We start from the raw sequence: 12339 nt of genomic DNA, 5'->3' as shown, positions 1-12339 counted from the left end.
CAGCCGCTCGCCGCGCCCCTCGCGCAGCGCGATTCCGGCGTGCTGCACGGCGTACGCGGTTTCCAGGCTCATCGGCCCGGTGCTGCTGAGCTGCGGGATCGCCTGCCCGCTGGCGGTCGCCCGGTCAAGCCGCGCGGCATGGTCCTCGACGGTCACAGCTGCACGCACACATTCGTCGGCTGGGTGTAGAAGTGCATCGAGTGCAGGCCGCCCTCCCGGCCGATGCCGGAAAGCCCGGCGCCGCCGAACGGCGATCGGAGATCGCGCAGGTACCAGGTGTTGACCCAGGCCATCCCGACCCGCATCTGCTGCGCGACGCGGTGGCCGCGCTCCAGGTCCGTCGTCCACACGGCGGCGGCGAGCCCGTAGTCGGTGTCGTTCGCCAGCCGGACGGCTTCGTCCTCGGTATCGAACGGGATCAGCGCCGCGACCGGCCCGAAGACCTCCTCGCGCACGACCCGCGCGGAGTTGTCCAGCCCGGTCCACACCGTCGGCTCGATCCACGACCCGCCCGCGAGCTCCGGTCCGAGTTCCGGGACCGCGCCGCCGGTGAGCACCGTCGCGCCTTCGGCGACCGCGAGGTCCAGATAGGACTGGACTTTCTTCCGGTGCCGCTGGGAGATCAACGGTCCCGTCGTGGTGCCAGGATCGCCCGGCCGGCCCAGGCGCAACGCCTTCGCCCGCTCGGCGAGCCCGTTCGCGACCGCGGCGAAGACGGACCGCTCGACGTAGACCCGCTCCGTGCACAGGCACACCTGCCCGGTGTTCAGGAAAACCGACCGGGCGAGTCCGTCGAGGGTCTGGTCGAGATCGCAGTCCGCGAACACCAGCGCCGCGTTCTTTCCGCCCAGCTCAAAGGAAACCGGCCGTACCGACGGAGCGACCGCGCGCATGATCGCGGAGCCGGTCCGGGATTCGCCGGTGAACGTGACGCCGTCGATGCCGCGGTGGGTGGTGAGATACTCCCCGGCGGAGTCCGGCCCGAAGCCGTGAACGACGTTATACACCCCGGACGGCGCGCCCGCCTCCGCGATCACCTCGGCGAGCAGGGACGCCGTCGAGGGCGTCTCTTCGGACGGCTTGACCACCACCGCGTTGCCGCAGGCCAGCGCGGGCGCGACCTTCCAGGTCAGCAGCAGCAGCGGCAGGTTCCACGGCACGATCACCGCGACCACGCCCAGCGGCTTGGGCACCGCGTAGTTCAGCGCTTTCCGGCCGTGGGGCAGATCCGTCAGGAAGGAATCGAGACCGGCCGCCGCGATCGTGTCGGCGAAGGAACGGAAGTTCGTCGCCGCCCGCGCCACGTCCAGGTCGCGCGCCAGGTGCTCCGGCTTTCCGGTGTCGCGGACCTCGGCGGCGACGAAATCCTCGAACCGTTCCTCGATCCGGTCGGCGATCCGGCGCAGCAAGGCGGTGCGCTCAGCGACCGAAGCGCGTCCCCACGGCCCCTCCACCGCGGCGCGCGCGGCCGCGACCGCCGCGTCGACCACGTCCGGACCGGCCTCGTGGACGTGCGCGACGAGCGACCCGTCGACCGGGTCGATCTTCTCGAAGGTGCGCCGCCCGGCGATCCGGGCACCGCCGACGACGTTGTGCAGTTCCGCAGCCATGAAGCTGACCGTAGGGACGTCCGGAATGCCTGGCCAATGCTCTTTGCCGCCGCTCCCATAGCTGTCCGGGCATGTCTCGGCCATGCCCGCACCGGCATAGCTCTCGCCGAAAGGAGCATTGGCCAGGCATGACGGCGGCGGCGAAGGATGACTCCCGTGAACCGTCCGAACGTCGATCGGGACTACAGCGCGCAGGCCACGGTGACCAAGGCCGAGTTCGACGCCGTGCTGGCCCGTTACCGCTCCGCCTCCGAATCCGCCACCGCCGGTCTGGACGGCGACACCGACCTGGCTTTCGACCCGCTCAGCGACGAACGGCTGGACGTCTGGGGCAGCTCCCCCGGACAGCTGCGCCCCGTCGTCCTCGCCGTCCACGGCGGCTACTGGCGGATGCTCTCGCGCCACGACACCGCCTTNACCGCCTTCATGGCGCGGGTGCTGGCCGACGCCGGAATCGCCACCGTCGTGCCCGACTACACGCTCGCTCCCGCGGCGACGCTGGAGGAGATCGTGCGCCAGGTCCGCGCCGCTGTCGCCTGGATCCGCCACCACGGTGCCGAGCACGGCCTCGACCGCGAGCGCATCCACGTCGTCGGCAGCTCAGCCGGTGGCCACCTGGCCGCGATGACCGCCGTCGCCGGATGGCAGCACGCCGCCGGGCTGCCGGAGGACGTCGTCAAAGGCGCGATGACGATCAGCGGGCTGTTCGACCTCCGCCCGCTGGTCGGCTCGTTCGCCAACGCCTGGCTGGCGCTCGACTCCGCCCGCGCGGAAGCCCTCAGCCCCATCCTCGCGCCGCCCGGCGCCGTGCCGCTGCACGTGGCGGTCGCGGAACACGAGGCCGCCGGATTCCCTCGGCAGAGCAAGGCCTTCCACGCGCACTGGCCCGGTTCTTTGACTGTCGTGCCCGGCCGCAACCACTTCGACGTCTTCCTCGACCTGGCCGACCCCCGCTCGGCGCTCAGCCAGGCCCTGGTCCGGCTCGCCCTCTCGTGACGCCGGAAGCCGGCCCGGACAGTACTGTCGCCGGAATGGACCTGCCCCGCCTGCTCGACGGCCGCCTCAAGCTCAGGCACCTCGTGCTGGTGGACACCCTCACCGAGCAGGGCAGCGTCGTCGGCGCGGCCGCCGCACTGCACGTCACCCAGCCGGTGGTCACGCGCGGCCTGCACGATCTCGAAGCCATCCTCGGCGTGCCGCTCTACGAACGCGGCCCGCGCGGGATCACGCCGACCGAGTTCGGGACCGCGTTCACCGAACACGCGCGCGCCGTGCTCGCCCAGCTGACCCACGCGGCGCGGCACGTGGTGGAGATCGCCGACGCGACGCGCGGCCGGGTCGTCGCGGGCATCCATCTCGCGGGTTCGAACCTGTTGCTGCCCCGGGCCATCGCGCATCTGAAGCACGACCATCCGCTGGTCACGGTGGTCGTCCGGGAGGCAACGCCGGAGTCGCTGCTGGTGGAGCTGACCGCGGGCCGGGTGGACGTGATCGTCGGCAGGCTGAGCGGCCCCGGCACGGAAGACACCCGGCGGCGGGCGCTGTACCAGGAGTCGATCCGCGTCGTCGCCGGCGCGCACCACCCGCTCGCCGCGCGCGGGAGCGTCTCGCTGGAGGATCTGGCGGAGTTCCCGTGGATCGTGCCCGGCACCGAGACGATGCTGCGCCAGGAGCTGGAAAGCCTCTTCGCCCAGCACGGCCTCGACCTGCCGGCCAACCGCGTCGAGGCCACGTCGTTCTTGACTGTGCGGCAGCTGCTCACCGAAACCGCCATGGTCGCCGCGCTCCCCGGCTTGCTCGGCATGGACGACCCGCGGCTGGTCACGCTGCCGACGCCGCTGGAGAACATCGGGCACAGCGTCGGCCTGACACTCGCCGCCGGCCGCAGGCTGAACCCGGCCACCCAGGCGCTGATCGAGTCCCTGCACACTGTCGCCGCGCAGATCGAAGAAGCCTGACGCCTTCTGTCGTTTTCTTGACGACCGACACTGCACCGTGATACCTCAGGGGTCTTCCGCGAAGGGAGCTTCCATGGGTTACCGCTTGTCCACCGTCGATCCGGCCCGCACCGCGCTGGTCGTCATTGACCTGCAGCACGACTTCCTGGCTCCGGGCGCCCCGCTGGAGTCCCCGGCCGGACGCGCCATGCTCCCCGTCCTCAACGACACCGTCCGGTTCTGCCGCGACGTCGGCATCGCCGTGTTCTTCACCGCGCACGTCCACCGCCCGGACGGCACCGACATGGGCCGTTTCGCCGACCTGTACCCGCCGATCGCGGCCGGTGCCGCGCTCATCGAGGGCACGCCCGGCGCCGCGTTGTACGCCGAAGTGGACCGCCGCCCGGACGAACCGCTGATCCCCAAGCATCGTTACAGCGCCTTCTACGGCACCGATTTCGAAATGCAGCTCCGCGGCCGGGGCGTGGACACCCTGATCGCCGCCGGAGTGACCACCGAGGACTGCGTCCACGCCACCATCCGCGACGCGATGTTCCGCGACTTCCGCACCGGGGTGCTGTCCGACGCGTGCGCCACCTACGACCACCCCGACCTGGGCCACGGCGCGATGTCCGCCGCGGACGTGCACGCGGCGACGCTGGTTGTGCTCGCTCAGTCCACTGCGGACGTGCTGACGAGCGCGGAATTCAAGGCGCTGGCGGAAAAGGGAGCCGCTTAGCCGCACCCTGCGAACGGGCCGTGCGAGTGGGCCCGCTCACCGGCGCAGCCGTCCGGAACGCTGACCAGCCCTGCCCGAGCCGGGCTCGCAACCCGCGCTCAATCGACTCCCCAGCCGCACCTTGAGCCCGCCAGCGCATCACGCGAATGGATCCACACCGGTCTCCGCAGCTTCCCCGGCCTCATGGACATGAAGCCGCTCAGCCATGCCCGCGAACGCGTCGTGCGAGCGGATCCACCCATCCCTCGCCAGTCCGCCTCAGCACTGACCGTCCCCGCCCAGTCCGAAATACACAGCCCCGGCTCGCTCAACCGCGCCCCGCCGCCGCCAGCGCGTCGTGCGAGTGGATCCACTCCACGGTCTCCCCGATCCGCCCCAGCGCGGCATCCCGTGCCTCCGCGGCCGGACCGTCCGGCACATGCAGCAGCGCATTCGCCACCCACGAACTCCGCTGGACCGCCCGGGTCCGCGGGCGCCGCAGCTTTTCGTATCGGGCGAGCGCCGCGTCGCGTGAATCCCGGGCCAGGCACTCGGCGAGCGTCACCGCGTCCTCGATCGTCTGGTTCGCCCCCTGCCCGTGGTGCGGCAGCATCGCGTGCGCCGCGTCGCCGAGGAGCACCACCCCGCCGCGATGCCACCGGTTGAGCGGCTGCTGGCCGAACAACCCCCACCGCTGATCCAGCGTCGTCGCGCCGACCATCTCCCGCACCGCCGGATGCCAGCCCGCGAAGGCCGCCTCGACGCGTTCCCGGGGAATGTCCTCGGTCCACGACTCCCCCGGCCAGACGGCCGGTTCGTCCAGCACCGCGAGGAAATTCACCACCGACCCGTCGCCGATCGCGTAGTGCAGCAGGTGCCCGCCCGGTCCCATCCAGAACTGGATCGCCCCCGCGTCCGGCAACGACGGCAATCGCTGCACCGGCACCAGCCCGCGGAAACCGCTCGCACCCGAGTACCGGGCGCGCGGCGCATCGTCCACCCACGAGCGCACGGTCGAGTGCACCCCGTCCGCGCCCACCACCACATCGGCGGTTTCGCTTGTCCCGTCGGCGAATTCGAGCCGATACCGCGGCCCGTCCGCGACCAGGCCGCGCACCGGCCTGCCAAGCCGGACCTTGCCCCACGCGCCGGCCAGGATCCGCTGCAGATCCGCCCGGTGCACCCCGAAATACGGTCCGGCGAACCGTTCCTCGTAGGCGTCCCCGACCGGGTAAGCGACCACCCGCTGCCCGCTCCGCCAATGCCGGTAGACCAGCTCCGTCGGCACCGCGGAACACGCGGCCAGCTCGTCCCGCAGCCCCAGCCGCCCGAGGATCCGGGACCCGTTGGCGGCCAGCGCCACCGCCGCCCCGACCTCGCGCAGTTCCGCCGACCGTTCGTACACCTCAGCCTCGATCCCGCGCTGCCGCAACGCGAGCGCGAGCGTCAGGCCGCCGATCCCGCCGCCGGCGATCGCCACCGAGAGTGCTTTGCCCGCCATCAGGCCTCCTCGCCCTTGTACCGATCGGTACAAGGATGGACGGTACGACGTACCGATCGGTACAGTCAAGGGGTGGATTCCGGACCCGGCCGCCGCGCCGAACTGCTGGAGCAGGCCGTGGGCTACCTCGCGACGCACGGCATCGCGGACCTGTCGCTCGCGCCGATGGGCGAAGCGCTGGGGACGAGCAAGCGGATGCTGCTGTACTACTTCGGCAGCCGGGAAAACCTGATCACCGAAGCGATCGCCGCGAGCCGCCCGGACGTCGCCGAGCTTTTCCGCTCCGTGCACGACGAGGAATCCCTGGCCGCCGCGGCGCACGCACTGTGGCACGCGATCACGCGGGGCCGCCAGCAGCGGCCGATCCACATCCTGTTCCAGGTGCTGGCGCTGGCCCCGACCCAGCCGGAGCGCTACCTGACCGTCGCCAGGGAAGCGATCACCGCGATGGTGGACCCGCTGGTGCCGGTGTACCGGAAGCTGGGCTACGCCGGACCCGACGCGGCGGCACGGGCGAGCCTGCTGATCTCCGGCCTGCGCGGCCTGTGCCTGGACCGGATCGTGACCGGGGACGAAGAACGGATCGAGATCGCGGCACGCGCGCTGATCGCCACCGCGGTGGCCCCGCCCGCGCCACAAACGTGAAAGGCTTTGTCTGCATCGGATAACCTTGCCCGGTGAGCATTTCGGACTTGACCCGCGCAGTGGTCCGTGCGTCGATGGCGGAGCACGACGAGTACGGAGCAGAGGCCTTCTGCGCGGAATACGGCTTCGAGATGTGGTGCGACTACGTCGTCGTCGACCGCGAGCACCAGTACGGGATCCAAGCACTGGCCGCAGCCGCGCACGCCTTCTTGCCCGGGCACGTCCCCCTCACGCCAGCCGAAGTCGCCGATGTCGGCGCGGTGAAGAAGCGGCTGACAGATCTCGAATTCACCGTGCGGGTGCCACGGCTGCCGGACGGCGACAAGTTCCGCTCGGTCAGCTGAGTCCAGCACAAGCTGTACGGCAAACCCGGCTGAGGGAGTACGCCAAGGCGAAAACGCGGGGCAGTAAACTGGACGACGAGTGCTGCGAGAGTTCGATGACGCGCGCGCCGCGGAGCGCAAGCGGAAGTACGACGGTTACCCCGATGTGCTCGGAGACCAGTACGACTACGACAACCTCGTCTTCAACTCCGTGTCGGAGACCTTGTCGTATCGACACCCAGCCCGACATCCTCAAGCCGAAACAAGTCGGCCCGAACTGCGGCCGGAGATGCTTCGAGCCGCGCAAAGTCCACCGTCCCAAATACCGCTGCCGGCACGAAAACTGCCGTCACGAGTTCGAAGAACCGCGCGGGGAGACGAGGTCGGTCACCCAGTTCGTCGCCGTCTACGGCTCCGGTTACCGCCCGGTCGACGAGCAGGTGCGGGAGCGGCTGCGCGACGGAGCCAAGCAGAACACCATCCGCCGCCTCGACCATGCCGCGATGCTGACCCTGCTCGACGAGTCGGCCGTCTCCGTGCCGAAGCGCGGGCCCAGCAAGCGGAAAGCCCCAGTGGGCGGGCATCGCGAGGCTCGGGCCAAGGTCCGCGTCGGCCAAGGCGCGTTCCGGAAGAACGTGATCGCGCGACACGGCGCACAGCGCGCGGTCACCGGACCTTGCCCCGAGGCCGCCCACCTGATTTCGTTCGCCAAGAACGAGTCCCACGAGGACGGGCTGCTCCTGCGCGCCGACGTGCACAAACTCTTCGACCGCGGACTGCTCGCCGTCCATCCGGACACATTGTGCGTGGAGATCGCCCCCGCGCTGGCCGGCTATCACTACTACTCCGAGTTCGAAGGCGTGCCGATCCCCGAAGGCCTTGATCGCGCGGTAGTCCGAGACCTGTATCTCACGGTCACCGCGAAGTGGAAGGAAGAGTAGCCCCTAGCCTTCGAGCACCGCGGGCAACTCCGCCACCGACCCCAGCACGTGCGTGGCCCCGTGCGCCCGCAATGCCGCCTCGTCGTGCGCCCCGGTCAGCACCCCGGCCGTCACCGACGCACCGGCCCGCCGCCCGCTCAGCATGTCGAACCCGGTGTCCCCCGCGACCGCGACCGCGCGCACGTCCGTGATTCCCAAGCGCAGCACCGCGGTCAGCACCATGTCCGGGAAGGGCCTGCCCCGCCCGCCCGCGTCCGCCGGGCACACCGTCAGGTCCGCCAGATCCGTCCACCCGAGCCGCTCCAGCAACGCATCGCGAGTCGCTGCCGAGAACCCGGTGCTCAGGCACACCCGGCGCCCCTGCGCGCGCACCTTGTCGATCGCCTCCTCCGCACCGGGAAGCGGCGCGGCAACCTCGATAGCCTGCTCGGCGAACGCAGTCTCGAAAACCTGATTCGCCTTCTCCGCGACCCCGGCCGCGGGAAACAGCGCCCGGAAGACCTCGATCTTCGACTGCCCCATGGTGTCGCGGACGTAGGCGTCCGCGTCCTCGCGCTCCGGCGAGTCCGCGGGCACCCCGGCCGCCTCCAGCGCCGCCGAGAACGCCGCCTCGACCGCGCCGTCGTCGCGGACCGTCGTGCCCGCCATGTCCAGCACGACCAGTTCCACCGCTCGCGTCATCGGACCCCCTCCACTTCCCGCCCGGTCACCGCGTGCACCGCGCTGATCAGGGCCATCGTCTCGATGTCGGCCGCGCTGCACCCGCGCGAGAGGTCGTGCAGCGGTGCCGCGACGCCTTGCAGGATCGGCCCCAGCGCGGTCGCCCCGCCCAGCCGTTCGGCGATCTTGTAGGCGATGTTCCCCGCGTCAAGATTGGGGAACACCAGCACGTTCGCCCGTCCGGCGACCGTCGACCGCGGCGCCTTCGCCAGCCCGACCGCGTCCACGACAGCGGCATCGAACTGCAGCTCGCCGTCCACGTCCACGGCGGGCAGCCGTTCCCGCACCAGCGAAGTCGCCTGCCGGACCTTGTCCACCGCGGAATGCTTGGCGCTGCCCCGCGTGCTGAACGACAGCATCGCCACGACCGGCTCGGTCCCGGTCAGCGCGCGGTGCGTCTGCGCCGCGCCGACGGCGATGTCCGCCAGCGCGTCCGCGTCCGGCTCGGGAACCACGGCACAGTCGGCGAACGTGAGCGATCGGCCGTCCCGCAACAGCATCAGGAAACAGCTGCTCAGCGTCCGCACCCCGGGTGCGAGGCCGACAATCCGCAGGCCGGCCCGCAGGACATCGGACGTCGGCCGGGTCGCGCCGGCCAGGCACGCGTCCACCCGGCCCAGCGCGAGAAGCGCGGCGGCGAGGGCGACCGGATCGGCGCGGACCGCCTCCACCCGGTCGGGGAACGCCGTGGCCAGCCGCGCGAGGACAGCGTCGTCGGCAGCCAGCTCCGCCGGGTCCAGGAAAGGCGGCACCGAACAACCCAGCTCCGCCGCGACAGCGGCGATCTCCGCCGCAGGCCCGACGAGCACCGGCTCGATCTCGCCGCGGCCGGCCAGGCGCGCGGCCGCGGTGACGGCGCGCGGGTCGGCGCCGTCGGCGAGCGCGATCCGCGGGCGGGCGTCGCCGACGCGTTCCCGCCACGTCTCGGCCAGAGGGGCCATGGTCATCTCGCAAACTCCCTCGCGGACGGCAGTGCTCCCCGAGCAGGATCTCGACTCCTGGCCCCAGGGGACAGAGCCAGAACGGTGCCCGTTGACAGGTCCAGAAGGCCCGGAGCCTGGACCCGTCGACCGACCGGTTTCTGGCACTTTCGCGGTGGCCAGTCGTCCCGCACTCTCGGTCGCACCAGACACGGCAGATGGGAGCAGGCGATGAAGATCGGTGTGCCTCGCGAGGTCAAGAACCACGAATACCGGGTGGCGGCGACGCCTGCCGGAGTACACGAGTTCACCTCGGCCGGCCACGAGGTCTTCGTGGAACGCGGGGCGGGCGAAGGCTCGTCGATCCGCGACGAGGACTACACGGCCGCCGGCGCGAAGCTGCTCGACCGCGCGGACGACGTGTGGGGCACCGCGGACCTGGTGCTCAAGGTCAAGGAGCCGGTCGCCGAGGAGTACCACCGGCTGCGTGCGGACCAGCTGCTGTTCACCTACCTGCACCTCGCCGCGAGCGAGCCCTGCACCCAGGCTCTGCTCGCCGCCGGCACCACCTCGGTGGCCTACGAAACGGTCCAGCTGCCGAACGGCTCCCTTCCGCTGCTGTTCCCGATGAGCGAGGTGGCCGGACGGCTGGCCCCGCAGGTCGGCGCGCAGACGCTGATGCGCGTCAACGGCGGGCGCGGCGTGCTGATCGGCGGCGTCTCGGGCGTGCCGCCGGCCCGCGTGGTCGTGCTGGGCGCGGGCGTCGCCGGGATGAACGCGGTCGCCGTCGCGGCCGGGACCTGGGGCGACGTGGTGCTGTTCGACAAGAACGTGGACAAGCTGCGTGCCGCCGACCGCATGTACCAGGGCCGCATCCGCACCGCCGCGGCGAACTCGTACGCGATCGAGCAGGCGGTGCTGGAGGCCGACCTGGTCATCGGCGCGGTCCTCGTCCCCGGCGCGAAGGCCCCGAGCCTGGTGTCCAACGAGACGGTCTCGCGGATGAAGCCGGGCAGCGTGCTCGTGGACATCTCGATCGACCAGGGCGGCTGCTTCGAGGACTCGCGCCCGACCACCCACGCCGACCCGACCTTCCGGGTGCACGAATCGGTGTTCTACTGCGTGGCCAACATGCCGGGCGCGGTCCCGCACACCTCCACGCACGCGCTCACCAACGTCACGCTCCCCTACGCGCTGGAAATCGCGAACAAGGGCCTCCGCACCGCGGTGCGGGACACGCCCGAACTCCGCGGCGGCGTGAACACCGTGGCCGGGGCGCTGACCTACGAGCCGGTCGCCGTGGCGCACGGCCTGCCCGTCGCCGACGTCGCCGACGCACTGGCCTGAGCCGGCCGGCGCAGCGCGGCGGGGTGGGAAAACCGGCCACCGCGAGTTACGTTTCAGCCCGCCCCGCTGCACGCCGGCCACTTGGGAGAGCGCACTTGCCACGCACGCTGATCGAGATCGACCGCTCGTCGGACGAACCGCTGTACCGCCAGGTCCGGCGGGCGATCGAGCACGGCATCGCCATCGGCACGTTCGACCCGGCCCGCCGGCTGCCCAGCTCGCGGGAACTGGCCGTCGAACTCGGCGTTTCCCGGAACACGATCAACCTCGCCTACCAGGAGCTGGTCGCCGAGGGCTACGTGGAAAGCCGCGAGCGCAGCGGGCTGTTCGTCAACGGCGAGATGCGCCCGCACTGCGCGGTGGAGGAACGGGACACCGAGTCGCGGATCGACTGGGCGGCCCGGGTGCGCCGGTTCCCGGACGCCGGCGTCGCCCACATCGAGAAACGCACCGACTGGGCGAGCTATCCCTACCCGTTCCTCGCCGGGCAGGTCGACATCACCGCGTTCCCGGCCCGGTCGTGGACGCGCTGCCTGCGCGACGCCCTCTACCGGCCGCACGTCTTCCACAGCCTGCAGGACAGCGTCGGCTCCGACGACCCGATGCTGGTCGAGATGGTCTGCCGCCAGCTGCTGACCACCCGCGGCATCGAGGCGGAGCCCGACGAAGTGCTGATCACCGTCGGCTCGCAGCAGGGCCTCGACCTGCTCGGCCGCGTGCTGCTCGGACCGGACCAGGTCGTCGCCATCGAGAACCCCGGCTACCTCGACGCCCGGCACATCTTCCTCCGCACCGGCGCCCGGGTGACCGGAATCGACGTCGACTCCCGCGGCCTGCAACCGCCTGACTCGCTGGAGCGGGTCGACCTCCTTTACCTCACCCCGAGCCACCAGCACCCGACCAACGCGACCCTCAGCATCGGCCGCCGCCGCCAGTTGCTCGCCCAGGCCGCCGCGTCCGGCACCGTGGTGGTCGAGGACGACTACGACAGCGAATTCCGCTACCAGGGCAGCCCCACCCCGGCGCTGAAGGCGCTCGACAACACCGGCGACGCCGTCTACCTGGGCACCTTCTCCAAATTCCTCTCCCCCGGCCTGCGCCTGGGCTACCTGGTCGGGCCGCGGGACCTGGTGCGCGCGCTGCGAGAGGCCCGCCGGTACGTCCTGCGCCACCCGCCGGGCCAGCTGCAACGGGCGCTGGCACTGCTCATCGAAAGCGGCGAGTACCACCGTTCGCTTCGCCGCTACCGCACGAAGCTGATGCGCAAGTGGACCGCCACGACCGCCGCGGTCACCCAATACCTGCCGTGGGCACAGGGCTCGTACCCGCCCGGCGGCGTCAGCCTGTGGATGACCGGACCGTCCGAACTGGACTGCCGCGTTCTGGTGCGGCGCGCGGAGGAACTGGGCATCCTCGTCGAACCCGGCGACATCTTCTTCCTCGGCGACGACCCGCCGCGCAACCACTTCCGCATCGGCTTCTCCGCCACCCCGCCATCCGCGATCGACCCGGGGATCCGGCTGCTCGGCGACCTCTGCCGGGAACTGCTGGACACCTGACCCGCCCCGGCAGCCGGGCGGTGCGTGCGGGGAACCCTGAGCTTGAGTTTTAAGGTCCGGGTGTCAGAGGGGGCGCCCGGTTGATCATGGATGAAGCCCTTGTTTGATCATTCTTCTT

The 12339-nt window shown here is 71.2% G+C and carries 12 protein-coding genes; 8 read left to right on the top strand and 4 right to left on the bottom strand.

The genetic code is table 11. The features are described 5' to 3' along the window. Window positions 1-152 precede the first annotated feature (152 nt). On the bottom strand, window positions 153-1610 hold the full coding sequence (locus tag A4R44_RS44550; RefSeq protein ID WP_067595595.1) for a 2-hydroxymuconic semialdehyde dehydrogenase: 1458 nt from the start codon (window positions 1608-1610) through the stop codon (window positions 153-155). A 156-nt stretch (window positions 1611-1766) separates the two neighbouring features. On the opposite strand from A4R44_RS44550, the gene A4R44_RS44545 reads away from it, so the two are divergent. From A4R44_RS44545 to A4R44_RS44535, 3 genes are all read left to right on the top strand, one after another. Then, window positions 1767-2606, top strand: coding sequence for an alpha/beta hydrolase (locus A4R44_RS44545; RefSeq protein ID WP_095214013.1), 840 nt, complete (start codon window positions 1767-1769; stop codon window positions 2604-2606). A gap of 35 nt (window positions 2607-2641) precedes the next feature. Continuing rightward, complete coding sequence (locus A4R44_RS44540) at window positions 2642-3568, top strand: LysR substrate-binding domain-containing protein (protein WP_067595591.1); 927 nt, start codon at window positions 2642-2644, stop codon at window positions 3566-3568. Between the two features lie 73 nt (window positions 3569-3641). Further along, entirely contained in the window at window positions 3642-4286 is a 645-nt protein-coding gene (locus A4R44_RS44535; protein WP_067595589.1) for a cysteine hydrolase family protein, read from the top strand. A gap of 307 nt (window positions 4287-4593) precedes the next feature. Here the strand turns inward: A4R44_RS44535 and A4R44_RS44530 are convergent, their stop codons facing one another. Further along, the gene (locus tag A4R44_RS44530; protein ID WP_067595587.1) at window positions 4594-5766 is read right to left on the bottom strand and encodes an FAD-dependent monooxygenase; all 1173 of its coding nucleotides are present in this window, start codon (window positions 5764-5766) and stop codon (window positions 4594-4596) included. Window positions 5767-5838: 72 nt separating this feature from the next. Between A4R44_RS44530 and A4R44_RS44525 the strand changes: the two genes are divergently transcribed. The 3 genes from A4R44_RS44525 (at window position 5839) to A4R44_RS48725 (ending at window position 7675) form a co-directional block, all read left to right on the top strand. Next, a complete protein-coding gene (locus A4R44_RS44525) occupies window positions 5839-6411 on the top strand; it encodes a TetR family transcriptional regulator (RefSeq protein WP_198545679.1) in 573 nt (190 codons plus the stop codon). A 32-nt stretch (window positions 6412-6443) separates the two neighbouring features. Beyond that, window positions 6444-6755 (top strand): hypothetical protein, encoded by a 312-nt coding sequence (locus tag A4R44_RS44520; RefSeq protein WP_067595583.1) that lies wholly within the window; start codon window positions 6444-6446, stop codon window positions 6753-6755. Between the two features lie 419 nt (window positions 6756-7174). Beyond that, window positions 7175-7675, top strand: a complete 501-nt coding sequence (locus A4R44_RS48725; RefSeq protein ID WP_067595580.1) for an HNH endonuclease signature motif containing protein — start codon at window positions 7175-7177, stop codon at window positions 7673-7675. Window positions 7676-7678: 3 nt separating this feature from the next. On the opposite strand, the gene A4R44_RS44510 is transcribed toward A4R44_RS48725, so the two are convergent. Beyond that, complete coding sequence (locus tag A4R44_RS44510) at window positions 7679-8356, bottom strand: phosphonatase-like hydrolase (RefSeq protein WP_067595578.1); 678 nt, start codon at window positions 8354-8356, stop codon at window positions 7679-7681. Continuing rightward, window positions 8353-9342 carry a phosphotransacetylase gene (locus A4R44_RS44505; RefSeq protein WP_067595575.1) on the bottom strand — a complete coding sequence of 330 codons (990 nt, stop codon included), beginning with the start codon at window positions 9340-9342 and terminating at the stop codon, window positions 8353-8355. The genes A4R44_RS44510 and A4R44_RS44505 overlap by 4 nt, the downstream gene beginning before the upstream one ends. Window positions 9343-9546: 204 nt before the next feature. On the opposite strand from A4R44_RS44505, the gene ald reads away from it, so the two are divergent. Continuing rightward, window positions 9547-10662, top strand: coding sequence for an alanine dehydrogenase (gene ald, locus A4R44_RS44500; RefSeq protein WP_067595573.1), 1116 nt, complete (start codon window positions 9547-9549; stop codon window positions 10660-10662). A 95-nt stretch (window positions 10663-10757) separates the two neighbouring features. Further along, window positions 10758-12221 carry a PLP-dependent aminotransferase family protein gene (locus tag A4R44_RS44495; RefSeq protein WP_067595571.1) on the top strand — a complete coding sequence of 488 codons (1464 nt, stop codon included), beginning with the start codon at window positions 10758-10760 and terminating at the stop codon, window positions 12219-12221. Window positions 12222-12339: the final 118 nt, after the last annotated feature.

It is taken from the genome of Amycolatopsis sp. M39, from assembly GCF_001651785.1.
Taxonomy (GTDB): domain Bacteria; phylum Actinomycetota; class Actinomycetes; order Mycobacteriales; family Pseudonocardiaceae; genus Amycolatopsis; species Amycolatopsis rubida.
Note: the sequence above shows the minus strand (reverse complement) of the source record. Positions and strands in the feature narration are given on the sequence as shown.

What these genes read in the sequence shown, in the direction of transcription:
- A4R44_RS44550 (WP_067595595.1), bottom strand. Translation starts at nt 1,610, where the DNA reads ATGGCTGCGGAACTGCACAACGTCGTCGGCGGTGCCCGGATCGCCGGG.
- A4R44_RS44540 (WP_067595591.1), top strand. Translation starts at nt 2,642, where the DNA reads ATGGACCTGCCCCGCCTGCTCGACGGCCGCCTCAAGCTCAGGCACCTC.
- A4R44_RS44535 (WP_067595589.1), top strand. Translation starts at nt 3,642, where the DNA reads ATGGGTTACCGCTTGTCCACCGTCGATCCGGCCCGCACCGCGCTGGTC.
- A4R44_RS44530 (WP_067595587.1), bottom strand. Translation starts at nt 5,766, where the DNA reads ATGGCGGGCAAAGCACTCTCGGTGGCGATCGCCGGCGGCGGGATCGGC.
- A4R44_RS44510 (WP_067595578.1), bottom strand. Translation starts at nt 8,356, where the DNA reads ATGACGCGAGCGGTGGAACTGGTCGTGCTGGACATGGCGGGCACGACG.
- A4R44_RS44505 (WP_067595575.1), bottom strand. Translation starts at nt 9,342, where the DNA reads ATGACCATGGCCCCTCTGGCCGAGACGTGGCGGGAACGCGTCGGCGAC.
- ald (WP_067595573.1), top strand. Translation starts at nt 9,547, where the DNA reads ATGAAGATCGGTGTGCCTCGCGAGGTCAAGAACCACGAATACCGGGTG.